The following is a 26683-nucleotide window of genomic DNA, read 5'->3' as shown; positions in this document are numbered from 1 at the left end:
CGCGTGCTCTAGTGATAGCCATCTTCGTGGGTGACCTTGCCGCGGAACACGTAGTAGCTCCAGAAGGTGTAACCCAGGATGAACGGGATGATGAACAACGTGCCCACCAGCATGAAGCCCTGGCTTTGCGGCGGTGCGGCGGCGTCCCAGATCGAGATCGACGGCGGCACGATGTTCGGCCACAGGCTGATGCCCAAACCGCTGTAGCCGAGGAAGATCAGCACCAGCGTCAGCAGGAATGGCGTGTAGTGCGCATTGCGAGCCACCGCGCGGATCAGACCGTACATGGTCACCAGCACCAGAATCGGCACCGGCAGGAACCAGAACAGGTTCGGCAGGGTGAACCAGCGAGCCGCAATATCGGCGTGGGCCAGGGGTGTCCAGATGCTGACAATCCCAATTACCGCCAACACCACGAAGGCCAGTGGTCGTGCCAGGTGATGCATCTGCTCCTGCAACTTGCCTTCGGTCTTCATGATCAGCCAGGTGCAACCGAGCAGCGCGTAAGCCACCACCAGCGCTGCGCCACAGAACATTGTGAACGGGGTGAACCAGTCCAGTGAGCCACCGGCAAACTGACGGTTTACCACTGAAAACCCATCGATGAACGCCCCCAAGGCCACACCCTGGAAGAACGTTGCAGCGATCGAGCCCCCGATGAAGGCCTTGTCCCAGAGGTGGCGCTTGTCATCCTTGGCCTTGAAGCGGAACTCGAAGGCCACGCCGCGGAAGATCAGCCCGATCAGCATAAAAATCAGCGGCAGGTACAACGCCGAGAGCACCACCGAATACGCCAGCGGGAAGGCACCGAACAACGCTGCACCGCCCAGCACCAGCCAGGTTTCGTTACCGTCCCAGACCGGCGCGACGGTGTTCATCATGACGTCACGGTCGGTCTTGCCCGGAATGAACGGGAAGAGAATCCCGATCCCCAAATCGAAACCGTCCATGACCACGTACATCATGATGCCGAAGATGATGATCACGGCCCAGATCAGCGGAAGATCAATACCCATGAGTCAAATCTCCTTGGTCAGGCTGGGGCTGTGGTCGCCGTCACCGTTGTCATCGGCGGCGGACAGCGGCCGGGCCGGTGTGCGTTTCTTGCCTGGACCGCCCTCGGGCGTTTCCTTGCCTTCGTCGATCTTCGGCCCTTTGCGCACAAGGCGCATCATGTAGCCAAGCCCGGCACCAAACAGCGCGAAGTACACCACCACGAACAGAATCAGCGTGATGCTCATCTGCATGAAGCTGTGATTGGAGGAGGCGTCCGCCGTGCGCATCAACCCGTAGACCACCCACGGTTGACGGCCGATTTCAGTGGTAAACCAACCGGCGAGGATCGCGATCAGGCCGGACGGCCCCATCCACAACGCCAGATAAAGGAACGGCCGGGAGGTATAGAGCTTGTCGCGTTTACGCAGCCACAGGCTCCACAAACCGGTGAAGATCATCAGGAAACCCAGGCCGACCATGATCCGGAACGACCAGAACACGATAGTCGAATTCGGTCGGTCTTCAGGCGGGAATTCCTTGAGCGCCGGGACCTGTTTGTCCAGCGAGTGCGTGAGGATCAGGCTGCCCAGATACGGGATCTCTACAGCGAATTTGGTCCGTTCTTCTTTCATGTCCGGCCAGCCGAACAGGATCAGCGGGGTCGGCTCATCGCCGTGGTTTTCCCAATGACCTTCGATCGCAGCGATTTTCGCCGGCTGATGCTTGAGCGTGTTGAGGCCGTGAAAGTCACCGATGACCGCTTGAATCGGCGCCACGATCAAGGCCATCCACATGGCCATCGAGAGCATGGTGCGGATCGCCGGGTTGTCCTTGCCGCGCAGTAAATGCCAGGCCGCCGAGGAACCAACGAAGAAAGCAGTCGCGACAAACGCCGCCGTCGACATGTGTAACAGACGGTAAGGGAACGACGGGTTGAAAATCACCGCCAGCCAGTCCACCGGAATCACCTGGCCATTGACGATTTCGTAGCCTTGCGGGGTCTGCATCCAGCTGTTGGAAGCGAGAATCCAGAAGGTCGAGATCAGTGTGCCGATGGCGACCATGACCGTGGCGAAGAAGTGCAGATTGCGCCCGACCTTGTTCCAGCCGAACAGCATGACACCGAGGAAACCGGCTTCGAGGAAGAACGCTGTGAGCACTTCGTACGTCAGCAGCGGCCCGGTCACGGAGCCGGCGAAGTCCGAGAAGCGGCTCCAGTTGGTGCCGAACTGATAGGCCATGACGAGTCCGGAGACCACGCCCATGCCGAAGTTGACCGCAAAGATCTTCGACCAGAAGTGGTACAGATCGCGGTACGTGTCGTTATGGGTTTTCAGCCACAGACCTTCGAGCACCGCAAGGTAACTTGCCAGGCCAATGGTGATGGCGGGAAATAGAATGTGAAACGAAATGGTGAACGCGAACTGAATCCGGGCGAGATCAAGTGCCTCCAAACCGAACATAAGTCTTCCTCTGTCAGGTAATACCGGCTGAAGGCTTGTGGCCTACACCCACTGCCCCCACGGATATGGAGTGTGGCGAATTTGAATTCGTTCTTTTTTTACAAACATCACAACGTAGGGAGTCTGGCCATCTGGCCGCCGGATCAATTCCACGAGCGGTCTTGATCTGGATCAAGCAACGTTAAAAGAGTAGTCCCATTTTTGGCGATGGACGGTGTGGTCTTTTGCCGCGTGACAGGTTGCCTCACCGATGCGGGCCAGCATATCGGTGTCTAGCTAACGAAATTTCCCAACCCTGCAACTTTTGGTTACAGCTTGGTGATAATCTCGACCCTCCCCCCGCTCAAGACCGGCCCTCAGATGCCCAGCCAAGCGCCCTTGCTGTTACGTCATCACCGCCCATTTATCGCGTTCTGGCTGGCTCGGGTATTTACCGCCAGCGGTTTCCAGATGCTCACGGTGGCCATTGGCTGGAACCTCTACCAACTGACCGGCAATGTGCTCGATCTGGGCTTGGTCGGTCTGGTGGAGTTTGCCCCGCGAGTGCTGTTCATGCTGCACACCGGGCATGTCGCGGAACGCTATGACCGGCGCAAGGTCGCGGCAATCTGTCAGTCCCTGCAAGCGTTGATCGCCCTGTCGCTGGCCATCGGTAGCGCGACCGACAATGTCACCCGGGAGATGATCTTCATCCTCGCGTTCCTGCTCGGTGCCGCCCGCTCCTTCGAAATGCCGACCACTCAGGCCTTGTTGCCGAGCATCGTGCCCAGCGCGCTGTTCCCCCGCGCGGTCGCCGCCGCCCAATCCGCACAGCAATCGGCGACTATCGTTGCCCCGGCCCTCGGTGGGTTGCTATACGCCTTTGGCAGCGTCTGGGTCTATGGCCCGACGGTGATCCTCTACATCATCGCCTGCATGCTGATGCTCAACCTGCCTGCACGGCAGACACCGCTGAACAAGGGCAAGGCAACCCTGGATTCGCTGCTGGCGGGCATCCGCTTCATTCGTAGTCGTCCGGACATTCTCGGGGCGATTTCTCTGGATCTGTTTGCCGTCCTGCTCGGTGGCGCGACGGCGTTGCTGCCGGTGTTCGCCAAGGACATTCTGCTGACCGGACCTTGGGGCCTGGGCCTGCTGCGTTCAGCGCCGGCAGTCGGTGCGCTGCTGATGTCGCTGTACCTGGCGAGATTTGCCGTGGAGCGCAAAGTCGGACGGGTCATGTTCACCGCTGTGGGTGTGTTCGGTGTCGCGACCATTGCGTTCGGCCTGTCGACCTCGTTCTGGTTTTCCCTGGCGGTGTTGGTGGTGTTGGGCGCGGCGGACATGATCAGCATGGTGATCCGCGCCTCCTTCGTGCAACTGGAAACCCCGGACGAAATGCGCGGCCGGGTCAGTGCAGTGAACGGTCTGTTCATCGGCGCTTCGAACCAGTTGGGCGAGTTTGAATCCGGCTTGACCGCCCATTGGTTCGGCACCGTGCCAGCGGTGGTCATGGGCGGTATTGGCACGTTGGTGGTGACCGGGGCGTGGATCAAACTGTTCCCGACCCTGGCCAACCGCGACCGCATGCATGTGCCGGTGGAAGAAGTGAAGGCCTGAAGCAGTTTGTCCGGAGGACTCTCTAGAGCACCAACTCCCCCGCCACCGCCGCTCGCCTGGCTTTGCCGCAGAGTTGTTCCACCAGCGTCAGGGCGAATTGCAACGCCGCCCCTGAACCTTGGGCAGTGATGCAGTTGCCATCGACCACCACCGGTTGATCGACGAAGTTGCACCCCAACAGTTGATGGCTGGCCGATGGCAGGCAGGTCATGCGCCGCTGACGCAGTACGCCAAAGGCTTGCAGCGCCAGCGCCGGGGCCTCGGCGATGCCGGCGAACAGGCGCCCGGCCGCCGCCTGATCCTTGATCAATTGTTGCAGGGGTTGATGCGCCGCCAGATGTTGCGCCCCTACGGCACCGCCGGGCAGGACGATCAGATCGAACGGCTGTGCCAGCACGTCTACCAGCATCGCATCGGACGTCACTCGGGTGCCGCGCGCGCAGGTGAGCATGCGCCGCCCTTCGATGCTGGCCACCACCAGTTCAACCTTGGCGCGGCGCAACACATCGATCAGGGTCACTGATTGCAGGTCATCGATGCCCTCGGCGAGGGTAATCAGAGCTCTAAAGGTCATGGGCACAGTCCACTGGATGATCTTTAAAGCGTAGTCAGCTTTCCTGCCCCTTGTTCAAGCCCGCCGTTACTTGATGTAAAGCTGCGTCGACAGCGTATTGCCTGGCGCGTTGATCGACGTGTTGCTGAAGGTGAACGTGCCTTCCTGTTTACCCGCCAGATCGAAGACATACAGATAGCCGACGGTTTTTTTCCCTGGGGTGCAATCGGTCAGATTGCCGTTATCAAAAGCACAGACCGGGGTCCGGGTGCCGTTCACCTCAAAACCGTCCAGCCCGACATGCGCGCCACGACCGTAACCGATTTCCAGCACGTAGACCTTGATGTTCGGTCCGCTGTGATTGCAGCGGGTTTGCTCTTGCCCCAGCGCAATGTCTTCAAAGCCACAGCCCGGCGACTCGACCTTGAGTACCTTCACCTGACTCAACGGCGCCGCCGATGCAGCCGAGGCGGTGTGTGCCCCCAGGAACAAGGCGATCGCCATTGCGAATACGGCAATCAGACGTTTATTCATGCAATACATAAGTACCCCCAAAACCAGCGCGCAGTATGGCGCACTTGGCTTTACCGCAAAACATCGACGACGATCGCAGCCATAAGCAGCCATAGCCCCACGCTGCTGGTATGATGCGCGGCTTTTTCCGACCCACAGAAAATTACCAGGCGCCAGCAGCGGTCTGTGCTTTGCTGTTGGGGTCGATACATTCACGGCGCCTGGCGCGCCACGGGGAGCAGACATGCTGGAAAGGCTGTTTCAACTCAAGGCACACAACACCAACGTGCGGACCGAGATTCTGGCGGGCGTCACGACCTTTTTGGCCATGGCCTACATTCTGTTCGTCAACCCGAGCATCCTCGGCGAGACCGGCATGGACAAGGGCGCGGTGTTCGTCGCCACGTGTCTGGCAGCCGCCATCGGCTCCACGGTGATGGGCCTGATCGCCAACTACCCGATCGCTCTCGCGCCGGGCATGGGCCTGAACGCCTTCTTTACCTACACCGTGGTCCTGCACATGGGCCACACCTGGCAAGTAGCGCTGGGGGCGGTGTTCATCTCTGCGGTGCTGTTCTTCCTGCTGTCGATCTTCCGCATCCGCGAATGGATCATCAACAGCATCCCGTTGCCGCTGCGCTCGGCGATTGCCGCCGGTATCGGTCTGTTCCTGGCCCTGATCGCCCTGCACAACGCCGGCATCGTGGTCAGCAACCCGGCGACCATGGTCGGCCTCGGCGATTTGAAACAACCGGCCCCGATCCTCGCGACCCTCGGCTTTGCCCTGATCGTGGCACTTGAAGCGCTTAAAGTGCGCGGCGCGGTACTGATCGGCATTCTGGCGGTGACCATCGTTTCGATCGTGATGGGCTTCACCCCGTTCGGTGGCGTGATGTCGATGCCGCCGTCGTTGGCCCCGACCTTCCTGCAACTGGACATCAAAGGCGCCCTGGACATCGGGCTGGTCAGCGTGATCTTCGCCTTCCTGTTCGTCGACCTGTTCGACAACTCCGGCACCCTGATCGGCGTTGCCAAGCGCGCCGGCCTGATGGGCAAGGATGGCCACATGCCGAAAATGGGCCGTGCCCTGATCGCCGACAGTACCGCGGCCATGGCCGGTTCGCTGCTGGGCACTTCGACCACCACCAGCTACATCGAATCCGCAGCCGGCGTGAGTGCCGGTGGCCGCACCGGCCTGACCGCTGTTGTCGTGGCGATTCTGTTCCTGTTGGCGCTGTTCTTCTCGCCATTGGCGGCCAGTGTTCCAGCCTTTGCTACCGCACCTGCACTGCTGTTCGTCGCGGTATTGATGACATCCGGCCTGGCCGAAATAGACTGGGACGACATCACCGTCGCCGCACCGGTCGTGGTCACTGCTCTGGCCATGCCGTTCACTTATTCCATCGCCAACGGCATCGCCTTCGGTTTCATCTCCTGGACTGCAATCAAGTTGCTGTCCGGTCGCGGCCGCGAGCTGAACTCGGCACTGGTGATTCTGTCGATTCTGTTCGTGATCAAGTTGGGTTGGTTCAACGCATGACTTTTGATTCCCAGGCTTACGCCGTTCAGCTCGAAGAGAAGGTCACGCGCCTTCGGGACCTGTTGGCCCCGTTCGGTGCGCCAGAACCTGCGGTGTTCGACTCGCCGCTGAAAAACTTCCGCCTGCGCGCCGAATTCCGCCTGTGGCGCGAAGCCGGTGAGCGTCACTACGCGATGTTTTCCCAGGAAGACAAGCGCACGCCGATCCTGATCGAAGAATTCCCGATCGCCAGCCTGCGCATCAACGAGTTGATGCCGCAGCTGAAGGCAGCGTGGCAAGCCAGTGCGGCCCTGAGCCACAAGCTGTTTCAGGTGGAGTTCCTGACCACCCTGGCCGGCGATGCGATGATCACGCTGTGTTATCACCGCCCGCTGGACGAGCACTGGCACACGGCGGCGTCGAAACTGGCAGCCGACCTGAACGTCAGCATCATCGGCCGCTCCAAGGGCAAACGCGAAGTGATCGGTCACGATTACGTGGTCGAGCAGATGGACGTCGGCGGTCGCACCTTCAGCTATCGCCAGCCGGAAGGCGCGTTCACCCAGCCCAACGGCACCGTGAACCAGAAGATGCTCAACTGGGCTTACGACTCACTCGGTGATCGCCCCGACGATTTGCTGGAGCTGTATTGCGGCAATGGCAACTTCACCTTGCCGCTCGCGACGCGTGTGCGCAAAGTGCTGGCCACCGAAATCAGCAAGGCGTCGGTCAACGCCGCGTTGAGCAATCTCAGCGAAAACGCTGTGGATAACGTTACCCTGGTGCGCTTGTCCGCCGAGGAGCTGACCGAAGCCCTGAACGAAGTTCGTCCATTCCGTCGTCTGCACGGTATCGATCTGAAGAGCTACGAGTTCGGTAGCGTCTTCGTCGATCCGCCTCGCGCCGGCATGGATCCGGACACCTGCGAGCTGACCCGTCGCTTCGACAACATCCTCTACATCTCCTGCAACCCGGAAACCCTGGCGGCCAACATCGCCCAGTTGCACGACACCCATCGCATCACCCGATGCGCAATGTTCGACCAGTTCCCGTGGACCCATCACATGGAATCGGGGGTGTTGTTGACCCGCCGGTAATTGCTGGCGCCAGATACAAATCAGCCGTCATCACGACGGCTTTTTTGTGCGTGCTTAAAGGGGGATATCTGTCTTGCGCGGACGCCCGCCCTTACGGCCATTCGCCCGCGCAGCCTCTGCTTTGGCGGCGCTGCTTTGGCGACCATTACGCGAGGCGATAACCGACGCGGCCATATCCATCAGCGGCTTGCTGGCCGAAACCATCCCGGCGATGGAGACCTGCAGATCCTTGCCCTGGTGGCAAAGGGCTGTCCCGGAAAAGCCGACTTTCAGGTCTGCGAAATCCTCGACGTCGAAATCATCGAACTCCGAATAGTGCTGCACGGGCAACAGCACGCCACTGCCATCAATGAAACTGACCGCCAGGCACGGTTCCACAAAGGTCACCGAAGTCGCCCGCAGACCGCCTTTGTGGCGCACTTGGCCACGCTGGATGGCTTCATCCAGCACGGCTTCGGTTACGGGCCGATCCACCAACATTTTTGCTGTTATCGTTTTCATAGTTCGATCTCCACGCCCTCCGGAACGCCCATCAGCGCCAGTAGGGTCTTGTTCGCCTCGGGCTCATAGCAAGCCGAGCCAATCATGCAGGTCGTACTGGCGACCCTTTTTACCACCACGACTTCGCTGGTTTGCCAGTCCCATATCTGATGATCGAGGCAGACCGTGTGCAGCTTGTCCCACCAGATACACCGAGCGCGGCGCAAATGAGCGGGTTGTCCGAGCGCGTGACGCAACCCTTCCAGCACCGCCACAGGTGGCCTGCGAGAATGAGGAACCACGTCCCACAGCTCGACACTGTTGTGCCAGAAGCTGAATTTGAAGCGCGCACTCCAGGTTCCGGTATCCACATGTGCATGCGGCGGGCAGTGCTCATCGCGCAACATGATCACCATTGAAAACCCTTTGTAGCTGAATAATCTCATGCTAACCCATCCGTTAGGTTAATGAGCCCGAAGACCCGACATTCCTTGGAAAATCCGATAACTGGCGCTGTGTTGAATCATCACTGCGACTTTTGAGACTAGCGCCAAGGCTCGGCTCGAGCCGGTGGAGAACACCGCAAAATGGTAAGCAATCCTTTCCTCGCGCCGACAAAAAAGCCGTCTCGAGGACGGCTGTCTTGGCTTGTCAGGAAATCAACCCGACTGTTTTTTTCGATATTCGGTGGTGGTGATGCCCGCATACCCCCAGTTATCCGTGTCGACTTCCTCGATCACAATGTGGGTCAGCTCCGGAGGCTGCCGCTGCTCATCACGAACTCACTGTATCTGTGTGCAGGCATCTGATAAGTACTGACTCACACACTTTATTTGATCCCCGGTGTAATCAATCATGCAGCGACAATTCGACGATCTTCAGCTGGGCAGCATCGAACTGTTTTGTCTGGCGGCCGAAGCCGGCAGTTTTACCGCCGCCGCGCTGGTGGCCGGCGTGACGCCCGCCGCCGTGAGCCGTTCGGTGTCGCGCATGGAGGAACGCCTGGGCGTGCGGTTGTTCGCCCGCACCACCCGCAGCGTCAAACTGACCGACAGTGGTCGGCGGTATTACGAGGAGTGTCGCCAGGCGCTGGCGCAATTGGTCGAGGCCCAGCGTGAGGTCATGGGTCAGCAGCAACAGCCTTCCGGCACCTTGCGCATCAGCATTCCCACCACCTATGCCCACCACCGCATCCTGCCGTTGCTCCCTGAATTTCGGGCACGCTTCCCATTGGTGAAGGTCGAGTCGCACATCAGTAATCGCAACATCGATTTCGTCGGTGAAGGCTATGACATGGCGATCCGCGTGCGGGCGATTCCGGATTCCGGCCTGATCGCCCGACAGTTGGAAGACGCCGCGCTTTTGATGATTGCCAGTCCTGACTACCTCAAGCACGCGGGCATTCCACAAACGCTGGATGATCTTAAACAGCACGAGTGCATCCAGTACGAATTGCCCAGCAGCGGTCGGCGGATTGCCTGGCTGTTCAACGACAATGGCGTGCACCGGGAGATTCTGGCCGAGGGCAATCTCAGTTGTTCCGACGATGTGCTGGGCGGCGTGACCCTGGCCAAACATGGCGCGGGACTGTTCCAGACCTATCGCTTCATCGTCGAAAACGAACTGGCCGATGGCTCGCTGGTGGAAGTGCTCAAGCCGTATGGCGGACGCTCGCGACCGTTCACTCTGCTCTACCCGCAAACTCGCCATATGCCGTTGCGTTTAAGGGCGTTCATCGATTTTCTGGTGGAGCATCTGCCTCGCTGAAAAGCCAAAACCGTCCGATCACCGCACACAATAACCCTGCGGACCGCCTCTTCAATTGACCAAATTAACCTGCTAGTACAATTTATCTCAACAGGCTGAAACCCTCGACCAATGCCAAAAATAATAAGTGGAGAGACTCCGATGCCCCCTATCGTTCTGGTGCTCAACGGCCCGAATCTGACCCTGCTCGGCACCCGTGAGCCGGCGACTTACGGCCGCGAAACACTGGCCGACATCTCAGCGATGTGCGGTCGTGCCGCCGAAGAGTTCGGCCTGGCGGTGGAATTTCGCCAGACCAATCATGAAGGCGAACTGCTCGACTGGATTCACGCCGCCCGCGGCCGTTGCGCCGGGATCGTCATCAACCCGGCCGCCTGGACCCACACCTCGGTCGCGATCCGCGATGCCCTGGTCGCCAGCGAATTGCCGGTGCTCTTCTGAACATTTTCGACGTGGAGATCAGCCGCACCCAGAGCCTGGCGGACAACCTCAATCAACATTTCGGCGTCGGCCGGGCGGTGGCGGGCCATGATTTGCCGAGCACCCTGGCCCAGGCTGACGGTCTGGTGAACACCACCCCCATGGGCATGAAAAAACTGCCGGGCATGCCAGTGCCGGTGGAGCTGCTTCGAGGTGAGTTATGGGTGGCGGAGATTGTTTACTTCCCGCTGGAAACCGATCTGCTGCGCAACGCCCGCGCGTTGGGTTGCCGAACGCTGGATGGCGGCAACATGGCCGTGTTTCAGGCGGTGAAGGCGTTTGAGTTGTTCAGCGGCGTGGTGCCGGATGCGCAGCGGATGCTCGAGCATTTTCAGAGCATGAATGGTTAAACATCAAAAGATCGCAGCCTGTGGCAGCTCCTACAATGGATGGCGCACATTCTGTAGGAGCTGCCGCAGGCTGCGATCTTTTAAAATGAATCAGGCCTCAAGATACCGCAAAACCGACTCGCAAATCATCTCTCGATGACGCTGCTTGATGCTTTCGTCCGGCAAGTCGACCTGAAAGATCTCACCGAAAGTATGGCGGTTCGACACGCGATAGAAGCAGAACGAGCTGATCAGCAGATGCACATCCAACGGCTCGAGCCCGGATCGGAATACACCTTCTTCAGCACCGCGACGTAAAATCTCGCCCAGTGAATCGAGAATAGTGTTGTTCATCGCCTTGATCGCATCGGAGCGCTTCACGTATTCAGCGTTGTGAATGTTCTCGATGCTGACGATACGCACGAAATCGACATTGTGATCATGGTGATCGAAGGTGAATTCCACCAGCCGCCGAATCGCCTCCACCGGCGCCAGTTCGGCCAGGTGCAGACGGTTTTCGGTGCTGCGGATATCGCCGTAGAGTTTCTCCAGCACCTCGACGTAGAGCTGTTCCTTACTGCCGAAGTAGTAATAGATCATGCGTTTTGAGGTGTGGATGCGCTCGGCAATCGCATCGACGCGAGCGCCGGAAAGCCCCTGCTGGACGAACTCGACAATCGCCTCTTGAAGGATATTCTCGCGGGTCTTTTCCGGGTTGTTCTTGCGACTCTTGCGCGGCTCGACAATCGGCTCGTCGGGCACTGCGGAGAGTTCTGAAGTTATCGTCATTGCGGGCTCACGGCCATCACTGCACAGGTTGGCGATTATGGGCCGCGCCGCACAGTGAAGGAAGCCGCGCGGCAGCGGTTTGTATCCGTGTTTACGATTTTCCTACAACTTTGCCTGACGTACGGCACCGCTTCGAGACTTGGCGATGGCCGCCAGTCGCACCGCGACGTTGGCTGCGCCGTAACTTGCGTAACCGTTCTTGCGCTGGATGATCTCGAAGAAGAAACGTCCTTCGAACGGTTCGGTATTTGGTCGACAGGTGAAAGCCGCAGGTTTCTGCCGCCCCTCGGCGTAGCCGGCGATGGCTTGCGACTGGATGAAAGCGCTGGCGCCCGAGTCAACACCGACATGGCCTCCCCCGTGGCCTGGGCACCGGTTTCGCAAGTGCCACACAAGGACGGCAGCCTCGGCCACTTCCCGCACATCATCGAGCGCGGCAAACCGGGGATCATGGCGTGTTGAGCAACGGCCAGCGCTTTGTCAACGAAGCCAACGGCTACTACGACTATGTGACGGCCATGGTCGCCGCCGCCCCGAAAGGCGAAGCGGTCGCCTCCTGGCTGGTCTGCACTCATGGCTTTCAGCGGCGTTATGGTCTGGGTATCTCTCGGCCGTTTCCGGTGCCGCTGTCATCCTTTGTCCGCAGCGGCTATCTGAAAACCGGCAACCATCACCGGGTTGTACGCAGCAGGCAGTGACATGGCCAGCATCATGGGCGGGCACTACCCCGCCGGCGGCATCAATCTTGGCCCGGCGCTGACCTTCGGCTACATCGCCGCGCGACATATCGCCGGTATTACCGCTTAAAAACAGGAGATCGACCATGCAGCGCATCGTTAACGCACAGGGTTTGAACGAACGCGAGCGCCAGCTCAATCCGGACTTTGCGCCGGTGTGGGATGCGTTCGACCAGTGATTCCCTCGAAGCAGGCGGTCGCCTGCTCGAAAAAAACCCGTCGCTTGAAGGAATTAGATGGGTTGCCCGTGTTCAATACGAGTCTGGAAGACTCCCGGCCAGCCACCACAGGTTGCCGGGAAGGCTGCTGTGCGCAACAAAAGATGGACGACCGGACTGGCGCCGCTCCCACTCAGCAGCAACACTCATCCCACGGACAATCAGAGGGTTCCCACATGCTATGGAAAAAAGGCCGACGCAGCGACAACGTGGTCGATGCCCGTGGTGGTGGTGTCGGCGGTGGCGGGATGCGCTTCGGTGGCGGCAAGGGCCTGAGCCTGACGGCGATTATCTTGATCGTCGGGATCGGCTGGATCACCGGCCAGGACCCGATGCAAATCCTCGGGCAACTGACCGGACAAATGAGCGAGCAATCGGCACCGGCACCGACTCAAACCCGCAAGGCGCCACCGGCCACTGATGAAGGAGCCGAGTTCGTGCGCTCGATCCTCGGCGATACCGAAGACACCTGGGGTCAGATTTTCCAGCAGGCCGGTCGTCAATATAAGGAGCCGACCCTGGTGCTGTTCAGCAACCGCGTCAACTCGGCCTGCGGTCTGGCCAGTTCGGCGACGGGCCCGTTCTATTGCCCGGCGGACCAGAAGGTCTACCTGGACATGAGTTTCTTCCAGGAAATGTCCCAACGTTTTTCCGCCGCTGGCGACTTCGCTCAGGCCTACGTGATCGCTCACGAAATCGGACACCATGTGCAGACCTTGCTCGGTGTTTCGGCGAAGATTCAGACCGCCCGCCAACAGGGTCGGCAGATGGAAGGCGACGGTGGTTTGCTGGTACGCCAGGAACTGCAGGCCGATTGCCTGGCCGGAGTCTGGGCCAATAATGCGCAGAAACGGCTGAACTGGCTGGAACCCGGTGACATCGAAGAAGCCTTGAACGCCGCCAATGCCATCGGCGATGACCGTTTGCAGCAGCAAGGTCAGGGGCGCGTGGTGCCGGATTCGTTTACTCATGGTACATCGGCGCAAAGGGTGCGCTGGTTCAAAACCGGATTCGCGCAAGGCCAGGTCGGCCAGTGCGACACCTTTGCAGCGAAAAACCTATAAATGAATAAGTGGCTGTTAGCTCTACTGATCACCTGCGCAAGCGCACAGGCTGCCGAGCATGCGGTCAAGGACGTCAGCCCCGGACGCCTGCTGTTGACTTCAGGTGAAATCGCGGTGGGCATCGGCCCGGCGCCGACGAAAATCGAACGCGTGCTGATCATCATCCATGGTCGATTGCGCAATGCCGATACCTATCGCCAGAGCGCCGTGCACGCGGCCGAACAGGCCGGGCAAACCGCGAGTACCTTGGTGATCGCCCCGCAATTTCTCAATGACACCGACGTCGCGGCCCATCCCGTGGCTGACAGCGTATTGCGCTGGCAGGGCAATGACTGGATGGCGGGCGGTTTATCCACCGCTCCGTTTTCCATGAGTTCCTACGCGGCGCTCGACGAAATCATCGCCCGAATCGGCGACCGGAAACAGTTTCCGGACGTGAAGCAAATTGTCATTGCCGGTCACTCCGGCGGCGCTCAGGTGGTGCAGCGATACGCGTTGCTGGGCCACGATCAGCCAGCGCTCAAGGCGGCCGACATACAGGTGCGTTACGTCATTGCCAACCCGTCGTCTTATGCGTACTTCGATGAACGACGGCCGGTGGCGTTCAAACACGCCGGTTGCCCGAATTTCAATCGCTGGAAATATGGGCTGGCAAATTTACCCGCCTATGCCGAAGGGCAAACCGCCAAGCAGCTGGAGGAAAACTACGTCAAACGCGATGTCGTTTATCTACTCGGGCAGCAGGACAGCGACCCTAAGCAGCCGGCGCTGGATAAAAGCTGTGAGGCCCAAGCTCAGGGAGCCAATCGATTGGCTCGCGGGCGCAATTATTTTGCTTATCTGAAGCGGCTGCATCCTCAAGGTTTGAATCAGCAGCTGATTGAAGTGCCCGGGGTCGGGCATGATGGGGATGGGATGTTTAACTCGCCGCAGGGGCAGAAGGCGTTGTTCGGTCAGTGAGTTGTGAGGCGTCTGACCTGACGCCATCGCGAGCAGGCTCGCTCCCACATTGGTTTTGTGAACACTGAAGATCCCCTGTGGGAGCGAGCCTGCTCGCGATGAGGCCCTCAAGCCGACAACATTTCCCGCAACGCCACGCAATCGGCGGCATGCCAATCCGTCAATTCCGGCCAAGGATTATCCGGCAGGTTCACCAACACCGTCAGCGTCCCTGCCGCCCGACCGCAATCCAGATCAAAGCGGTAATCGCCGACCATCACCATCTCACTGGCCGGGACATTCCAGGCCTGGGCCAACTTCAGCAAACCACCGGGATGCGGTTTTGGCGGTGCTTCATCACGGCCCAGCACATCTTCCACCGCAAAACAGTCGGCCAGGCCGATCGCCTCCAGCGTGACGTGCGCCAGTTCGCGAGCATTGCGCGTGAGAATGCCCAGGCGATAACCGCGCCCGGCCAGCTCACGCACCAGTTCTACCGCACCCGGTGCCGCTTTCGAACCCAGCGCCAGGTCCCGCTCGTGTTCCAGCAACCACGCATGTTTGGCTGCGGCTTCATCGGCCGGGAGCGCGGCGAGGTGGGTGAGGATGTCGTCTTCGGCAGGAATCGCCAACGCCACGCGGATCGCCGCGAAGTCATGCACGGCCACCGTCAGGGTGCCGTCCATGTCGAACACCCAGTGCCGCACCTCGGCCAGGCTCATGCCCAATCCTTGCGGTGGCGAATCAGGCCTTCCTGCGTGACCGAAGCCACCAATTGCCCGGCGCGGTTGAACACGCTGCCACGGGAGAAACCGCGCGAGTTGCCCGCCCAAGGACTGTCCATCGCATACAGCAACCAATCATCGGCACGTAGATCCTGATGGAACCACAGCGCGTGATCGAGGCTGGCAACCTGCATGTCTTTCTGCCAAACCGATTTGCCATGGGGCTGCATCGACGTGGTCAACAGGCCGAAGTCCGACGCATAAGCCAGCAGGTATTTGTGCAGCGCCGGGGAATCGGCCAAGGCACCGTCGGCGCGAAACCAGACGTATTTGATCGGATCGGACGGCTGCGGGTTGTAGGGATCTTTCTCGGTGATCGGTCGGAACTCGATCGGTTTCGGGCACAGAAATTTTTCGCGCATGTGCTCGGGAATCAGGTGCGCGCGCTGTTGAGTGAGTTCCAGCTCCGACGGCAGGTTTTCCGGGCCGACCACAACCGGCATCTCGGCCTGGTGCTGGAAGCCTTCTTCGTCGTACTGGAACGACGCACTGCAGGTGAAAATCGGGTTACCCTTCTGGATCGCCGTCACCCGACGCGTGCTGAAACTGCCACCATCGCGCACCCGATCAACCTGATAAACCACAGGCAGCGCGGAATCGCCCGGACGCAGGAAATAGCCGTGCATCGAATGCACGTGGCGCGCTTCTTCGACCGTCTGACTGGCCGCCGACAGGGACTGACCGATCACCTGACCGCCGAACAGCTGACGAAAACCCAGGTCCTGGCTGCGGCCACGGAACAGGTTTTCTTCGATCGGTTCCAGGGTCAGCAGGTCAACCAGATCATCCAACACTTGGCTCATTCAGACTCTCCTCACACAACGCATGCCGCGCAGTCTTGGCTGCGACGGTCGATTCAATTTCTGGCCAGGGCCCATGGGAGCCATTGTAAACGTCCGTGCCGGCTTATCCATGCAAGGTTTGCAGCCATTGTTCACGGGTGATGCGGTACAGCGCATGGTGACGCAGGGGATGATCGGCCGCGAGCATCGGGTGGTCGAAATCATCGGCTGAATCATGGTGCATGCCGATTGCCTGCATGACTTTCTGCGACGGCATGTTGGTTTCGGTGGTGAAGGACACGACTTCTTTCAGCGCCAACCGGTCAAACCCGCAGCGCAGAGCGGTCCACGCCGCTTCACTGGCGTAGCCAAGGCCCCAGTGCTCGCGGGCCAGGCGCCAGCCGATTTCGGTGGCCGGGGTAAAACGCGCGTCGAAGCCGACCTCTGCGAGCCCGGTAAAACCGATGAACGCCCCGGTGTCCTTGCGCTCCAGCGCCCAGAGACCGAAGCCATGCTCGGCAAAATGGCCACGAATCCGTCCGATCAATGAAGCACTTTCCAGTCGACTCAAGGGCGCCGGAAAATATCGCATCACCTGTGGATCGGCGCACATCGCCGCAAACTCCGGCAAATCCTCATCGCGCCACTGCCGCAACAGCAGTCGCGCGCTCTCGAGTTCCAGTATCGGTTCCATCGTGCCCCCCGTTCCCATGCCGCAAGTCTACATCGCTGGTAGGATCCTTCGATCATTCCTACCTACCGTCCTGTATAAATCAGCCATGCCCCTGCCCCTGATCTACCACGAAGACTACAGTCCCGAGTTCCCGGCGGATCACCGCTTCCCCATGGACAAGTTTCGCCTGTTGCGCGATCACCTGGTGGACAGCGGACTGACCCGGGACGCTGACCTGATGCGCCCCGACCTCTGCCCGCCAGAGATTCTCGCGCTCGCACATGACCCTGCGTATATCGAACGCTACATGGGCGGTGAGTTGTCCCGCGAAGACCAGCGGCGCCTCGGGCTGCCGTGGAGTGAAGCGCTGGCCCGGCGCACGGTGCGGGCGGTTGGCGGCTCGCTGCTGGCGGCCGAGCAGGCGCTGGAACATGGTTTGGCCTGTCACTTGGCCGGCGGCACCCATCACGCTCACTACGACCATCCTGCCGGGTTCTGCATCTTCAATGACCTGGCGGTGATCAGCCATTTCTTGCTGGAAAGCGGCCGTGTGAACCGGGTACTGATCTTCGACTGCGATGTGCATCAGGGCGACGGGACTGCACGGATCCTGCACAACACCCCGGAGGCTGTGACCGTTTCCCTGCACTGCGAGAAGAATTTTCCCGCACGCAAAGCCGAAAGTGACTGGGACATTCCACTGCCCAAGGGCATGGGCGATGCCGATTACCTGAAGGTGGTGGACGATGCGCTCAACTATTTGCTGCCGCTCTATCAACCGGATCTGGTGCTGTATGACGCCGGCGTCGATGTGCATAAAGATGACGCGATCGGCTACCTGAAGCTGACAGACGAAGGCGTCGCCGCTCGCGATGAAAGCGTGATGCGTCATTGCCTGGGCCGGGATATTCCGGTGGTCGGGGTGATCGGCGGCGGCTACAGCAAAGACCGCAAGGCGTTGGCGCGCCGTCATGGAATCCTGCATCACAGTGCGCAACGAGTCTGGCAGTCATCAGGTTGTCATTGAGGTGTGAGTCTTTACCCACAATGTTTGTGGAACTGCCTGTGGATAACCTGAGTGAAAGGGGCTACAGCCCTGACTGCGTATAGCCTACACAGCGGCGGTTACTTTTTAACCAGCCCGTCAAAACAACATAGAACTCCTGTGGGAGCGAGCTCGCTCCCACAGGGATCTGTGCTGGTAGAATGCGCCGCTTATCCCGCCAAACCGCAGCGCACTCCATGACTCAGCCTTCCTCCGCCCTCTCCCCTCACGTTGCCATCATCGGTGGCGGCCCCGCCGGTTTGATGGCGGCCGAAGTGCTGAGCCAGGCCGGGATCAAGGTTGATCTGTACGACGGCATGCCTTCGGTGGGGCGAAAATTCCTGCTGGCCGGCGTGGGTGGCATGAACATCACCCATTCCGAAGCCTACCCGGCATTTCTCTCACGCTACGCCGAACGCGCGCCGCAGATTGCGCCACTGCTGCGTGGCTTCGGTGCCGATGCGCTGTGCCAATGGATTCATGACCTGGGCATCGAAACCTTTGTCGGCAGCTCCGGGCGAGTCTTTCCTACAGACATGAAAGCCGCCCCCCTGTTGCGTGCATGGCTCAAACGTCTGCGAGACAGCGGCGTCGTTATCCACACCCGTCACCGCTGGCTCGGCTGGGATGACAGGGGTGGATTGCGCATCGACAGCCCCGAGGGCGAAAAAACCATCAAGCCTGACGCAACCTTGCTGGCCCTCGGCGGCGGCAGCTGGTCGCGGCTCGGCTCGGACGGCGCCTGGATGCTGCCACTGGAACAACAACGCGTAGGACTCGCGCCGCTGCAACCGAGTAATTGCGGCTTCGAGGTGCAGGCCTGGAGCGAGTTGATGGTCAGCAAATTCGCCGGCGCACCGCTGAAAAACATCGCCATTGGCCTCAATGACGACGTGCCGCGGCTCGGGGAATGTGTGATCACGGCAACCGGGATTGAAGGCAGTTTGATCTACGCCTTGTCGGCGCCAATCCGCGAAGCCATCAACCAGCACGCCTCGGCAACCATTCACCTGGACCTGTTGCCGGGCAAGCCTGTGGATAAGGTGCAGGCTGCGCTGAGCAAACCACGCGGTTCACGCTCCATGGCTAAACATCTGCACAGCCAGCTCGGGATCGATGGTGTGAAAGCGGCGTTGCTGCGCGAACTCACTCCGGCCGAAAGCTTCGCTGATCCGGCGCTGCTGGCCAAAGCGATCAAGGCGCTTGCACTGACACTGGTGAAAACCCGCCCACTGGACGAGGCCATCAGCAGCGCGGGTGGCGTGATGTTCGAGTCGATGGATGAACGTTTGATGCTCAAGCAACTGCCCGGCGTGTTCTGCGCGGGGGAAATGCTGGATTGGGAAGCGCCGACGGGGGGCTATTTGCTGACCGCGTGTTTCGCCAGCGGGCGCGCGGCGGGGTTGGGGATGGTGGAGTGGTTGAAGCGCAAGGACTGAGGACCGAGGCGCGCCCTTCGCGAGCAAGCTCGCTCCCACATTCGACCGCATTCTTTCTGAAAGAACCCGGTTGAATGTGTGTGCGGGCTTGCTCGCGAAGGCGGCCTAACAGACGCCGCGTGTATTCAAGGCTTCTTCTTACGCGGCCCGGTATTAAACACCGGCACCTTGCGCACAGGTTTGATCGAAGGCTCCGGCGCCGACGCATCACCGCTCTCAACCCACTTACCCAGATTGCGTTTACCGCCACTGGAGGTCTTCGGCTTCTTCGGTTTTTTCGGCTTCTTGACTACCTGACCGCTGGCATCGGTATCCGGCACCCGGTGCTCAGGCTCGAAATCATGCTCCATCTGGCGAGGCAATGTCTGACGGGTCAACGTCTCGATGGCCGACAGCAGATTCACTTCATCGGCGCAGACCAACGAAATCGCCTGCCCGGTTGCACCCGCGCGACCGGTACGACCGATCCGGTGGATGTAGTCCTCCGCCACGATCGGCAGGTCGAAGTTGACCACCAATGGCAAATCTTCGATATCCAGACCACGGGCCGCAACGTCGGTGGCCACAAGAATCTGCACTTCACTGGCCTTGAAACGGTCCAGTGCGCGCTGGCGAGTTGCCTGAGGTTTGTCGCCGTGGATGCCGTCGGCATTGATGCCCAGACCCTGGAGTTTTTCCACCAGCGCGTCCACGCCATTGCGGGTCTTGGCGAACACCAGCACCTGCTTCCACTTGCCCTTGCGCAGCAAATGGATGAACAGCTCCGGCTTGCGCTTCTTGTCTACCGTCACCACCCATTGCTTGACGGTGTTGGCAGCCACGTTGCGCGGGCTGACTTCGATGCTCAGTGGATCGTTGAGCATTTGTCCGGCCAGCAAGCGGATAGCGTCGGAGAAAGTCGCGGAGAACAGCAGCGTCTGACGTTGCTTGGGCAGCACGCGGTAGATATTCCCCAGTTCCTCGGAGAAACCCAGATCAAGCATGCGATCGGCTTCGTCCAGAATCAGGGTTTGCAGCTGATTGAACTTGAGGGCCTTCTGGCGATACAGGTCGAGCAAACGACCCGGCGTCGCCACCAGCACGTCAACACCCTTGCGCAGCTTCATCATTTGCGGGTTGATGCTGACGCCGCCGTACACCGCGTAAGTGCTCAACGGCAGATTCTCGGCGTACTGACGCACGGCTTCGTGAACCTGTTCGGCCAATTCGCGGGTCGGCACCAGGATCAGTGCGCGCACCGAGTTAGACGCCACTTTCGGCCCTTCCATGGCCAGCAATTGCAGGAGCGGCAGCGCGAAGCCGGCGGTCTTGCCAGTCCCGGTCTGGGCGGCGGCCATCAGGTCGCGACCGGCCAGCACCGCCGGAATGGCTTGCGCCTGAACCGGCGTCGGGGTCTGGTAGCCGAGCGTCTCGAGAGAGCGCAGCAAGGGTTCGATCAGGCCAAGGGAGGCGAAAGTCATGGGATTACCGTAGGAAAATTCAGCGCGGGTTTTTCAAAACAAGTGTGCAAAACGAGATGCAATGGCGCGCAGTTTACCCTAATTCACACGGGATTCTGTCTGCACCACGGCAGCAGGTCGTTCCGGAGCCCGGCGCCACTGCGGCAATCCGATCAACACCACGGCGCTGATGATCACCAACATGGCCAGCGCTTCCTCGATCCCGATGGTCTCGCCGACAAACACGATCCCCAGCAACACCGCCACCGCCGGGTTGACGTAAGCATAACTGGTGGCCGCCGCCGGCCGCACGTTTTTCAACAGATACATATAAGCGTTGAAAGCGATGATCGAGCCGAAGAAGGTCAGGTAGGCCAGGGCCGCCCAGCCTTCGATCGGCGGCATGGCTTCCAGATGCTCACCACTCAGCGCACTGCCGATCAGCAACGCCACGCCGCCGACCAGCATTTCCACAGCACTGGCCATCGCGCCCTGTGGCAACGGCAAATGCTTGCTCCACACCGAACCGAAGGCCCAGGACGCTGCCGCGAAAATCAGTAACGCGGCGCCCAACGGACTCGATTGCAGGTTGGAACCGAGGTTGAGCATGGCAATGCCAATCAGTCCGAGCACAATCCCGGCCCATTCGAGACGGGTATTACGCGCGCCCCAGAAATACCCGCAGAGCAAGGTAAACAGCGGCACTGTCGCCACCGCCAACGCAGCCACACCCGAGGCGACGCCCATGTGTTCGGCCACGCTCACCCCGCCGTTACCGCACGCCAACAGCAAAATCCCGATGATCCCGGCGGCTTTCCACTGCTCCCAGGTCGGTGCCGGCGCCCCGCGCCAACGCAGGAACGCGTACATCAACGTCCCGGCGATCACGAAGCGGATACCGGCGAGCAGCAACGGCGGCCAGTACTCCACGCCGATGCGAATCACCAGGTAAGTCGAGCCCCAAATCACGTACAACGCGAAAAAGGCAGCGATCAACGGTAAGGGAAAACGACGTAAGCCAGGCATGGGGCAGCTCGTAGGCAAGACAAGTGAACAACTATTCTAGAAAGGCCCGCGGCGCAAAATAAGTTACAAAACCTGTTTATAGCGCCGGTACACTTTTCAAAACACGGAGATCATCGCTATAAACCGTGTTTTCGAAAGTCAGTCATTTTTCAGGAGTCCGACGATGGACAAATACGACCGCATGCTCCTCAGCGCCCTGTTGGAAAACGGTCGTGCGTCCTACGCCGACCTGGCGCGCAAAGTGAACCTGTCCGCCCCGGCCGTGGCCGAGCGCGTCGCCAAACTGGAAGCCTGCGGGGTCATCACGGGTTACCAGGCGAAAGTCGACATGGCCAAGCTTGGCTTGCCGATCCAGTGCGTGATCGAACTGCGCCTGAACCAGCACGGCAACCAGAAGGCCTACGACGACCTGATCAAAATCCCGCAACTGACCGAATGCCACCGGGTGACGGGTGATCCGTGCGTGATCATGCAAGCGGCGGTGGGTTCGATGCCGGAGCTGGAAGAGTTGATCAACCGGATCGCCAAGTTCGGGTTCAGCAAGACGTCGATTGTGCTGTCGAGCGCGATAGAGAAGCGTGTGCCGTTGGGGCAGTTGGAGGGGAATGGAAAGACCATCTAATGTTGCCGAAGATCCAATGTGGGAGCGAGCTTGCTCGCGAAGGCGGTGTGTCAGTCAACATCAATGTTGAATGATAAATCGCTATCGCGAGCAAGCTCGCTCCCACAGGGGATTTGCGGTGTTTTCAGAATCCGCGATGCCGTTTGAGGTGCTCATTGATCTTCGCCGCCGGCACTTTCTGCAAGCTGACCAGCAGATCATGGGACAACTCGCGCAACCCGTGCTTCTGCCGCAACTCCTGGGCCAAATGCGCCGTCAGATTGGCCGCCATCTCGGCATCGGCCATGGCCCGGTGAGCTTTACCGGTGTGAGGCAGGTTGGCGAACGTGGTGAGAGTACCGAGCTTGTGGTTCGGCGCGGCGGGCATCAAACGGCGGGCGAGTAGCAGCGAGCAGGCAAAGTTCTGCAAGCGTGTGCGCTTGATACGCCCCAGCTCAAAGTCCCAGAACTTCTGGTCGAACGCGGCGTTGTGCGCCAGCAGCGGTGTGATACCGACGAATTCGTTGACTTCGTTCATCACCTGCTCCGCCGATGGCGCGGTGCGCAGCATGGCGTTGCTGATGCCGGTGAGTTGTTCGATGAAGGCCGGGACGCGCACGCCGGCATTCATCAGGCTTTGGTAACGCTCGACGATGCGCCCCTGTTCTAGGATCACCACGGCAATTTCCGTGGCCCGGCAGCTGCTGCTCGGAGAGATCCCGGTGGTTTCAAAGTCGATGACTGCTATGCGTTCCAAACCTGTTTCAACTCCGTAAAAATCAATTCTTGAGCAGCAACGCGCCTTCGATCGGCACGTAGCGGCTGGCGGCGCGGATCAGCGAGTTGGCCGTCAGGCCCGGCACGCCGTAGGCCACGGCTTGCACCCCGTGCTTGGTGATGATGCGCTCCAGCAGCATGTCGAAATCACCGTCACCGGAAGCCAGCACCACTTCGTCGACATGATCGGCGGCGTCCATGATGTCGAGGGTGATGCCCACGTCCCAGTCACCTTTGGCCGAACCATCGCTGCGCTGGATGTAGGGCTTGAGCTTCACAATGAAGCCGAGGTTGCGCAGGATCTGCTGGAATTGCTGTTGTTTGCTGTCGCCGCGATCGATCGCGTAGGCATAGGCCTCGACGATCTCGCCCTGCTTGCTGATATCAGCCCACAGCGCGGCATAGTTGAAATGGCAACCATAGGCCTGACGCACGGTGTAATAGAGGTTCTGGACATCGGCGAACACTGCGATTTTTTTCACCGGTCATCCTCGTTGGCGCGCCGGAGCGCGGGCAGGATCAGGCACCAGGCCCGAAAAGTTGCCCAGTATGCCAGCCTGAAGGATTGTTCCGCGAATAATCGGCCCGGAGCGCCGTAGCGCTCCGGACGAATGGCGTATCAGACGTAGGAATCGTCGTCACCGCCGAAGAACGATGAGCTGTCATCGCTGTAGTCGGCGTCGGTAAAGCCGCCCTGATCACTGGAGTTGTCAGCCACGCGCTGATCTTCGCCCGAGCCGTTGTCACCGCTCTGATCGGCGACCTGAGCCGGTTCTTCCTTGATGACTTCAGCCACTTCCGGCTGCTGATTGTGGTGGAACAGGCTGCTGATGCCTTGCGCCAACATCACACCACCGGCCACACCGGCGGCGGTTTTCAGCGCCCCCCCGAGGAAACTGCTGCCGGCAGGCTGTTGCGGGGCATAATTCTGCTGAGGCGACGCCGCACCGAAGTTCTGTTGTGGCGACTGCGAATTGAACGACGGCCGCGCCGGTTCACGCCAGCCGCCACCACTCGATGCGGGTGGGCTTTGGGTGGACGCTGGCTGCGGATCACGGGAACCGCCACCAAAGATGCTCGACAAGAAGCCACCACTGCTCGGTGCCGGAGCAGCTGGCTGAGCCTTGGCCGATTGCAGCTCGGCCTGCAATTGCTGGACTTGTTGGGCGAGCTGTTTGTTCTGTTCGTCGAGGCTTTTGAGGGCGGCCTCTTGCACCAGAATCGCCTGGGTCATGAAATAGCCTGCCGCTGGCTGGCGAGTCAGGTGTTCCTTGATCCGCGCCTCGGCCTGGGCGTCGCGCGGGGCTGAGTCCGTTTCGGCCTGTTGCAGCCGGGAAAACAGTCCATCGATCAGGGTTTGTTCTTCGCTGTTCATGGCGACCTCGTAGATTGCCGGGAATATCGTCGCCCTTACCCACTGTGGATAAGGTGCTCATCCGTAATGGAGGCTGATACAGGATGTTTCAATGGTCTTTACCGAACGTTTACGTTTGCGCCCCAAAGCGCTTCATCGGTTAAAGTGGGCCACTGCTTTCAACCTGCGATACCGACTGATGAATTCGTTAGATGTACTGCGTGACTCTCTGTATTTCTTCAAGCGCAATCTGGGCCAGATCGTGCGGCTGTGCCTGCCGCTGGTGATCTTCGAAGCGCTGCTGCAACAAGTGGTCGACCACTCCACCGAGCCGGACAGCTTCCCCGGCATCAGCGTGATGGTCGGCTTGTTGGTGTATCCGCTGTACACCGCCGCGCTGATCCTGTTTCTCGATGCCCGCAGCCGTGGCGAATCACCGAGCAACCGCGAATTGTTGTCGAGGTCGGCCTACCTGTGGCCACGCTTCGCCCTGCTCACCGCGCTCAACACCCTGCTGATCCTGATCGGCCTGTCGCTGTATTTCCTCCCGGGCATCTGGCTGATGGTGACCCTGGCGTTTGGCGAGTACCTGCTGGTGCTGCGCGGCTTCGCCCCGCTGGCGGCGATGAAGGAAAGCCTGCGCCTGACCCGTGGCCATTTTCTGCGCATTCTGGTGTGCATTCTCTGTGTAATGGGCCCGTTGTGGGTGCTCAAGGGCGCGACCCTTGCGGTCTACCCGGAACCGCAGAACCCGGTGATTTCCCTGCTGATCGACAGCGCCCAGAGCTTCCTGCAATTGTTCGTCAGCGTTGTGCTGTTCCGCTTGTTCATGCTGATCAACGAGGTGCCCGAGAAAATTGACGGGCCGCTTTGACTGACAACCCACCCCCTTGTAGTAGCTGGCGAAGCCTGCGTTCGGCTGCGCAGCAGTCGTAAATCCGGCATGCACGGTGTGCCAGAGACCACGCGGTGTCTGAATGAACTAACGGCTGCTTCGCAGCCGAACGCAGGCTTCGCCAGCTGCTATAGGGTGCGTGTTTCGGCTAATTGATGGGCAGGCCGTTTCACCCTTGGGATTAAACCCGACGCTCGGTTATGCTCGGGTCAACTTTTGTAACGCTATAAGCCGAACCATGACCCGTCTACTGCGCTACACCCTGCTGGGCCTGTTGACCGTGACCGGCCTGATTGCCTTGCTGATCTACAACCTGACCTGGCGTCCCGAAGCCAAGGAAGCCTTACCGGTCAGTTGCAACGCCCAGGCGCCGACGCTGGTGCCCGGTCAAGCGCTGAAGGTGATGACCTGGAACGTCCAGTACCTGGCGGGAAAACGCTATGTGTTCTGGAATGACCTGGCGGCTGGCAATGACGAAAAACCCACGTCCGAAGACATGGCCTTCAGCCTCGATGAAGTGGCGCGGGTGATCCGCGACGAGCAACCGGACGTCGTGCTGTTGCAGGAGCTCGATGAAGGCGCCAAGCCCAGCGATTACCAAAACCAGTTCAAACTGCTTCAGGAGCGAGTCGCGGACCTGTATCCGTGCAGCACTCACGCCTTCGACTGGAAAGCCGACTTCGTGCCTGAGCCGCACATCTTTGGCAGCGTCGGCCGGCAACTGGCCACCCTCAGCCGCTACCAGATCGAACACGCCGAACGCCTGCAATTACCGATCGCGCCGGCCAACTTCGTCACCCGCCAGTTCAAACCGAAAAACGCCTTGTTGGTCACGTATCTGCCGTTGAGCGACGGCAGTCAGATAGCGGTGCTCAACACCCACCTGGACCGTGTTATCCCGCCAGACGAAACGCTGCAATCCCAGGTGGCGGCCATGGTCAAAGTCCTCGACAAGTTCGAAAGCCGCGGCACGCCGTGGTTGATCGGTGGGGACTTCAACCTGTTGCCGCTGGGGCAATATCGACGCCTGCCCGACGAGCAACGCACGGCGTACGCCGCCGACAGCGCGCTGCATGTGCTGTGGGACAAATACCCGATGATCCCGACCAACAACGAAGCCAGCGGCATCGACCGGGCGCGGTGGTTGACCCATTACCCGAATGATCCGGGCTTGAACGGCCCGGACCGGACTGTCGACTACCTGTTCTACAGTCCGCGGATCAAACGGGTCGAGGCGACGGTGAGACAGGACGACACCTTGCGGATCTCCGATCACTTGCCGGTGATCGCCCGTTTCCTCTTGCCTGCAGCGCCCTAGGGCTGA

The 26683-nt window shown here is 60.0% G+C and carries 26 protein-coding genes and 5 pseudogenes; 14 read left to right on the top strand and 17 right to left on the bottom strand.

Going from position 1 to position 26683, the window contains the following annotated elements; genetic code table 11:
• Positions 1–8: 8 nt before the first annotated feature.
• On the bottom strand, positions 9–1016 hold the full coding sequence (gene cydB, locus WLY71_RS12940) for a cytochrome d ubiquinol oxidase subunit II (protein ID WP_140893751.1): 1008 nt from the start codon (positions 1014–1016) through the stop codon (positions 9–11).
• Between the two features lie 3 nt (positions 1017–1019).
• Positions 1020–2459, bottom strand: a complete 1440-nt coding sequence (locus WLY71_RS12935) for a cytochrome ubiquinol oxidase subunit I (protein ID WP_347803853.1) — start codon at positions 2457–2459, stop codon at positions 1020–1022.
• A gap of 360 nt (positions 2460–2819) precedes the next feature.
• Here WLY71_RS12935 and WLY71_RS12930 point away from each other — a divergent pair, with 360 nt between their 5' ends.
• A complete protein-coding gene (locus WLY71_RS12930; protein ID WP_347803852.1) occupies positions 2820–4058 on the top strand; it encodes an MFS transporter in 1239 nt (412 codons plus the stop codon).
• A gap of 22 nt (positions 4059–4080) precedes the next feature.
• Here the strand turns inward: WLY71_RS12930 and WLY71_RS12925 are convergent, their stop codons facing one another.
• Entirely contained in the window at positions 4081–4632 is a 552-nt protein-coding gene (locus WLY71_RS12925; protein WP_347803851.1) for a DJ-1 family glyoxalase III, read from the bottom strand.
• 66 nt (positions 4633–4698) lie between these two features.
• On the bottom strand, positions 4699–5154 hold the full coding sequence (locus WLY71_RS12920; RefSeq protein WP_347803850.1) for a DUF4879 domain-containing protein: 456 nt from the start codon (positions 5152–5154) through the stop codon (positions 4699–4701).
• Between the two features lie 214 nt (positions 5155–5368).
• Here WLY71_RS12920 and WLY71_RS12915 point away from each other — a divergent pair, with 214 nt between their 5' ends.
• Both WLY71_RS12915 and trmA read left to right on the top strand, forming a co-directional pair.
• Positions 5369–6664, top strand: coding sequence for an NCS2 family permease (locus WLY71_RS12915; protein WP_347803849.1), 1296 nt, complete (start codon positions 5369–5371; stop codon positions 6662–6664).
• Positions 6661–7740 carry a tRNA (uridine(54)-C5)-methyltransferase TrmA gene (gene trmA, locus WLY71_RS12910; RefSeq protein WP_347803848.1) on the top strand — a complete coding sequence of 360 codons (1080 nt, stop codon included), beginning with the start codon at positions 6661–6663 and terminating at the stop codon, positions 7738–7740. Before WLY71_RS12915 ends, trmA begins: the two co-directional genes overlap by 4 nt.
• Positions 7741–7794: 54 nt before the next feature.
• Here the strand turns inward: trmA and WLY71_RS12905 are convergent, their stop codons facing one another.
• The 3 genes and pseudogenes from WLY71_RS12905 to WLY71_RS31330 all read right to left on the bottom strand — a co-directional run.
• Entirely contained in the window at positions 7795–8241 is a 447-nt protein-coding gene (locus tag WLY71_RS12905) for a DUF2442 domain-containing protein (protein ID WP_347803847.1), read from the bottom strand.
• Positions 8238–8666 (bottom strand): DUF4160 domain-containing protein, encoded by a 429-nt coding sequence (locus tag WLY71_RS12900; protein ID WP_347803846.1) that lies wholly within the window; start codon positions 8664–8666, stop codon positions 8238–8240. The genes WLY71_RS12905 and WLY71_RS12900 overlap by 4 nt, the downstream gene beginning before the upstream one ends.
• Before the next feature lie 213 nt (positions 8667–8879).
• Positions 8880–8978: pseudogene (locus WLY71_RS31330) on the bottom strand (tautomerase family protein); the annotation flags it as partial.
• 97 nt (positions 8979–9075) lie between these two features.
• On the opposite strand from WLY71_RS31330, the gene WLY71_RS12890 reads away from it, so the two are divergent.
• The 3 genes and pseudogenes from WLY71_RS12890 to WLY71_RS12880 all read left to right on the top strand — a co-directional run.
• A complete protein-coding gene (locus tag WLY71_RS12890) occupies positions 9076–9987 on the top strand; it encodes a LysR family transcriptional regulator (RefSeq protein WP_347803845.1) in 912 nt (303 codons plus the stop codon).
• 141 nt (positions 9988–10128) lie between these two features.
• Positions 10129–10422: pseudogene (locus WLY71_RS12885) on the top strand (type II 3-dehydroquinate dehydratase); the annotation flags it as partial.
• Positions 10422–10817, top strand: a pseudogene (locus tag WLY71_RS12880) (shikimate dehydrogenase); the annotation flags it as partial. The pseudogenes WLY71_RS12885 and WLY71_RS12880, both read left to right, overlap by 1 nt.
• Before the next feature lie 90 nt (positions 10818–10907).
• Here WLY71_RS12880 and WLY71_RS12875 read toward each other — a convergent pair.
• On the bottom strand, positions 10908–11585 hold the full coding sequence (locus WLY71_RS12875; RefSeq protein ID WP_347803844.1) for a TetR/AcrR family transcriptional regulator: 678 nt from the start codon (positions 11583–11585) through the stop codon (positions 10908–10910).
• Positions 11586–11687: 102 nt separating this feature from the next.
• A pseudogene (locus WLY71_RS31325) lies at positions 11688–11831 on the bottom strand (hypothetical protein); the annotation flags it as partial.
• A 9-nt stretch (positions 11832–11840) separates the two neighbouring features.
• Between WLY71_RS31325 and WLY71_RS12870 the strand changes: the two are divergent.
• The 3 genes and pseudogenes from WLY71_RS12870 to WLY71_RS12860 all read left to right on the top strand — a co-directional run.
• Positions 11841–12392, top strand: a pseudogene (locus WLY71_RS12870) (FAD-binding protein); the annotation flags it as partial.
• 324 nt (positions 12393–12716) lie between these two features.
• Entirely contained in the window at positions 12717–13604 is an 888-nt protein-coding gene (gene ypfJ, locus WLY71_RS12865; RefSeq protein ID WP_347803843.1) for a KPN_02809 family neutral zinc metallopeptidase, read from the top strand.
• Entirely contained in the window at positions 13605–14564 is a 960-nt protein-coding gene (locus tag WLY71_RS12860) for an alpha/beta fold hydrolase (RefSeq protein WP_347803842.1), read from the top strand.
• Positions 14565–14671: 107 nt separating this feature from the next.
• On the opposite strand, the gene WLY71_RS12855 is transcribed toward WLY71_RS12860, so the two are convergent.
• The 3 genes from WLY71_RS12855 to WLY71_RS12845 form a co-directional block, all read right to left on the bottom strand.
• Positions 14672–15265 (bottom strand): HAD family hydrolase, encoded by a 594-nt coding sequence (locus tag WLY71_RS12855; RefSeq protein WP_347803841.1) that lies wholly within the window; start codon positions 15263–15265, stop codon positions 14672–14674.
• Positions 15262–16131, bottom strand: coding sequence for an acyl-CoA thioesterase II (gene tesB / locus WLY71_RS12850; RefSeq protein ID WP_008149206.1), 870 nt, complete (start codon positions 16129–16131; stop codon positions 15262–15264). Before tesB ends, WLY71_RS12855 begins: the two co-directional genes overlap by 4 nt.
• A gap of 103 nt (positions 16132–16234) precedes the next feature.
• On the bottom strand, positions 16235–16804 hold the full coding sequence (locus WLY71_RS12845) for a GNAT family N-acetyltransferase (protein ID WP_134422406.1): 570 nt from the start codon (positions 16802–16804) through the stop codon (positions 16235–16237).
• A gap of 85 nt (positions 16805–16889) precedes the next feature.
• Between WLY71_RS12845 and WLY71_RS12840 the strand changes: the two genes are divergently transcribed.
• Complete coding sequence (locus WLY71_RS12840) at positions 16890–17810, top strand: histone deacetylase family protein (RefSeq protein WP_347803840.1); 921 nt, start codon at positions 16890–16892, stop codon at positions 17808–17810.
• Between the two features lie 215 nt (positions 17811–18025).
• Positions 18026–19267 (top strand): TIGR03862 family flavoprotein, encoded by a 1242-nt coding sequence (locus WLY71_RS12835; RefSeq protein WP_347803839.1) that lies wholly within the window; start codon positions 18026–18028, stop codon positions 19265–19267.
• A gap of 125 nt (positions 19268–19392) precedes the next feature.
• Here the strand turns inward: WLY71_RS12835 and rhlE1 are convergent, their stop codons facing one another.
• Entirely contained in the window at positions 19393–20727 is a 1335-nt protein-coding gene (gene rhlE1, locus WLY71_RS12830) for an RNA helicase RhlE1 (RefSeq protein ID WP_347803838.1), read from the bottom strand.
• 78 nt (positions 20728–20805) lie between these two features.
• Complete coding sequence (gene yedA / locus WLY71_RS12825; RefSeq protein ID WP_347803837.1) at positions 20806–21732, bottom strand: drug/metabolite exporter YedA; 927 nt, start codon at positions 21730–21732, stop codon at positions 20806–20808.
• A gap of 163 nt (positions 21733–21895) precedes the next feature.
• Between yedA and WLY71_RS12820 the strand changes: the two genes are divergently transcribed.
• The gene (locus WLY71_RS12820; RefSeq protein WP_347803836.1) at positions 21896–22354 is read left to right on the top strand and encodes an Lrp/AsnC family transcriptional regulator; all 459 of its coding nucleotides are present in this window, start codon (positions 21896–21898) and stop codon (positions 22352–22354) included.
• 124 nt (positions 22355–22478) lie between these two features.
• On the opposite strand, the gene WLY71_RS12815 is transcribed toward WLY71_RS12820, so the two are convergent.
• The 3 genes from WLY71_RS12815 to WLY71_RS12805 all read right to left on the bottom strand — a co-directional run bounded on the left by WLY71_RS12815 (position 22479) and on the right by WLY71_RS12805 (position 24485).
• Positions 22479–23090, bottom strand: coding sequence for a 3'-5' exonuclease (locus tag WLY71_RS12815; protein ID WP_046048736.1), 612 nt, complete (start codon positions 23088–23090; stop codon positions 22479–22481).
• Positions 23091–23112: 22 nt separating this feature from the next.
• Positions 23113–23592, bottom strand: coding sequence for a LabA-like NYN domain-containing protein (locus WLY71_RS12810; protein WP_010467410.1), 480 nt, complete (start codon positions 23590–23592; stop codon positions 23113–23115).
• Positions 23593–23729: 137 nt separating this feature from the next.
• Positions 23730–24485: a DUF2076 domain-containing protein gene (locus tag WLY71_RS12805; RefSeq protein WP_347803835.1), complete on the bottom strand. Its 756-nt coding sequence runs from the start codon at positions 24483–24485 to the stop codon at positions 23730–23732.
• A 178-nt stretch (positions 24486–24663) separates the two neighbouring features.
• Between WLY71_RS12805 and WLY71_RS12800 the strand changes: the two genes are divergently transcribed.
• Positions 24664–25338 carry a YciC family protein gene (locus WLY71_RS12800; protein WP_347803834.1) on the top strand — a complete coding sequence of 225 codons (675 nt, stop codon included), beginning with the start codon at positions 24664–24666 and terminating at the stop codon, positions 25336–25338.
• A gap of 259 nt (positions 25339–25597) precedes the next feature.
• On the top strand, positions 25598–26677 hold the full coding sequence (locus WLY71_RS12795) for an endonuclease/exonuclease/phosphatase family protein (RefSeq protein WP_347803833.1): 1080 nt from the start codon (positions 25598–25600) through the stop codon (positions 26675–26677).
• The last annotated feature ends 6 nt before the right edge of the window (positions 26678–26683 follow it).

The organism is Pseudomonas rossensis (genome assembly GCF_039888995.1).
Classification (GTDB): domain Bacteria; phylum Pseudomonadota; class Gammaproteobacteria; order Pseudomonadales; family Pseudomonadaceae; genus Aquipseudomonas; species Aquipseudomonas rossensis.
Note: the sequence above shows the minus strand (reverse complement) of the source record. Positions and strands in the feature narration are given on the sequence as shown.

What these genes read in the sequence shown, in the direction of transcription:
- WLY71_RS12800 (WP_347803834.1), top strand. Translation starts at nt 24,664, where the DNA reads ATGAATTCGTTAGATGTACTGCGTGACTCTCTGTATTTCTTCAAGCGC.
- WLY71_RS12845 (WP_134422406.1), bottom strand. Translation starts at nt 16,804, where the DNA reads ATGGAACCGATACTGGAACTCGAGAGCGCGCGACTGCTGTTGCGGCAG.
- WLY71_RS12925 (WP_347803851.1), bottom strand. Translation starts at nt 4,632, where the DNA reads ATGACCTTTAGAGCTCTGATTACCCTCGCCGAGGGCATCGATGACCTG.
- rhlE1 (WP_347803838.1), bottom strand. Translation starts at nt 20,727, where the DNA reads ATGACTTTCGCCTCCCTTGGCCTGATCGAACCCTTGCTGCGCTCTCTC.
- WLY71_RS12840 (WP_347803840.1), top strand. Translation starts at nt 16,890, where the DNA reads ATGCCCCTGCCCCTGATCTACCACGAAGACTACAGTCCCGAGTTCCCG.
- WLY71_RS12795 (WP_347803833.1), top strand. Translation starts at nt 25,598, where the DNA reads ATGACCCGTCTACTGCGCTACACCCTGCTGGGCCTGTTGACCGTGACC.
- WLY71_RS12900 (WP_347803846.1), bottom strand. Translation starts at nt 8,666, where the DNA reads ATGAGATTATTCAGCTACAAAGGGTTTTCAATGGTGATCATGTTGCGC.
- tesB (WP_008149206.1), bottom strand. Translation starts at nt 16,131, where the DNA reads ATGAGCCAAGTGTTGGATGATCTGGTTGACCTGCTGACCCTGGAACCG.
- ypfJ (WP_347803843.1), top strand. Translation starts at nt 12,717, where the DNA reads ATGCTATGGAAAAAAGGCCGACGCAGCGACAACGTGGTCGATGCCCGT.
- trmA (WP_347803848.1), top strand. Translation starts at nt 6,661, where the DNA reads ATGACTTTTGATTCCCAGGCTTACGCCGTTCAGCTCGAAGAGAAGGTC.
- WLY71_RS12935 (WP_347803853.1), bottom strand. Translation starts at nt 2,459, where the DNA reads ATGTTCGGTTTGGAGGCACTTGATCTCGCCCGGATTCAGTTCGCGTTC.
- WLY71_RS12875 (WP_347803844.1), bottom strand. Translation starts at nt 11,585, where the DNA reads ATGACGATAACTTCAGAACTCTCCGCAGTGCCCGACGAGCCGATTGTC.
- WLY71_RS12805 (WP_347803835.1), bottom strand. Translation starts at nt 24,485, where the DNA reads ATGAACAGCGAAGAACAAACCCTGATCGATGGACTGTTTTCCCGGCTG.
- WLY71_RS12890 (WP_347803845.1), top strand. Translation starts at nt 9,076, where the DNA reads ATGCAGCGACAATTCGACGATCTTCAGCTGGGCAGCATCGAACTGTTT.
- WLY71_RS12920 (WP_347803850.1), bottom strand. Translation starts at nt 5,154, where the DNA reads ATGTATTGCATGAATAAACGTCTGATTGCCGTATTCGCAATGGCGATC.
- cydB (WP_140893751.1), bottom strand. Translation starts at nt 1,016, where the DNA reads ATGGGTATTGATCTTCCGCTGATCTGGGCCGTGATCATCATCTTCGGC.
- WLY71_RS12820 (WP_347803836.1), top strand. Translation starts at nt 21,896, where the DNA reads ATGGACAAATACGACCGCATGCTCCTCAGCGCCCTGTTGGAAAACGGT.
- WLY71_RS12860 (WP_347803842.1), top strand. Translation starts at nt 13,605, where the DNA reads ATGAATAAGTGGCTGTTAGCTCTACTGATCACCTGCGCAAGCGCACAG.
- WLY71_RS12915 (WP_347803849.1), top strand. Translation starts at nt 5,369, where the DNA reads ATGCTGGAAAGGCTGTTTCAACTCAAGGCACACAACACCAACGTGCGG.
- WLY71_RS12835 (WP_347803839.1), top strand. Translation starts at nt 18,026, where the DNA reads ATGACTCAGCCTTCCTCCGCCCTCTCCCCTCACGTTGCCATCATCGGT.
- WLY71_RS12905 (WP_347803847.1), bottom strand. Translation starts at nt 8,241, where the DNA reads ATGAAAACGATAACAGCAAAAATGTTGGTGGATCGGCCCGTAACCGAA.
- WLY71_RS12855 (WP_347803841.1), bottom strand. Translation starts at nt 15,265, where the DNA reads ATGAGCCTGGCCGAGGTGCGGCACTGGGTGTTCGACATGGACGGCACC.
- yedA (WP_347803837.1), bottom strand. Translation starts at nt 21,732, where the DNA reads ATGCCTGGCTTACGTCGTTTTCCCTTACCGTTGATCGCTGCCTTTTTC.
- WLY71_RS12930 (WP_347803852.1), top strand. Translation starts at nt 2,820, where the DNA reads ATGCCCAGCCAAGCGCCCTTGCTGTTACGTCATCACCGCCCATTTATC.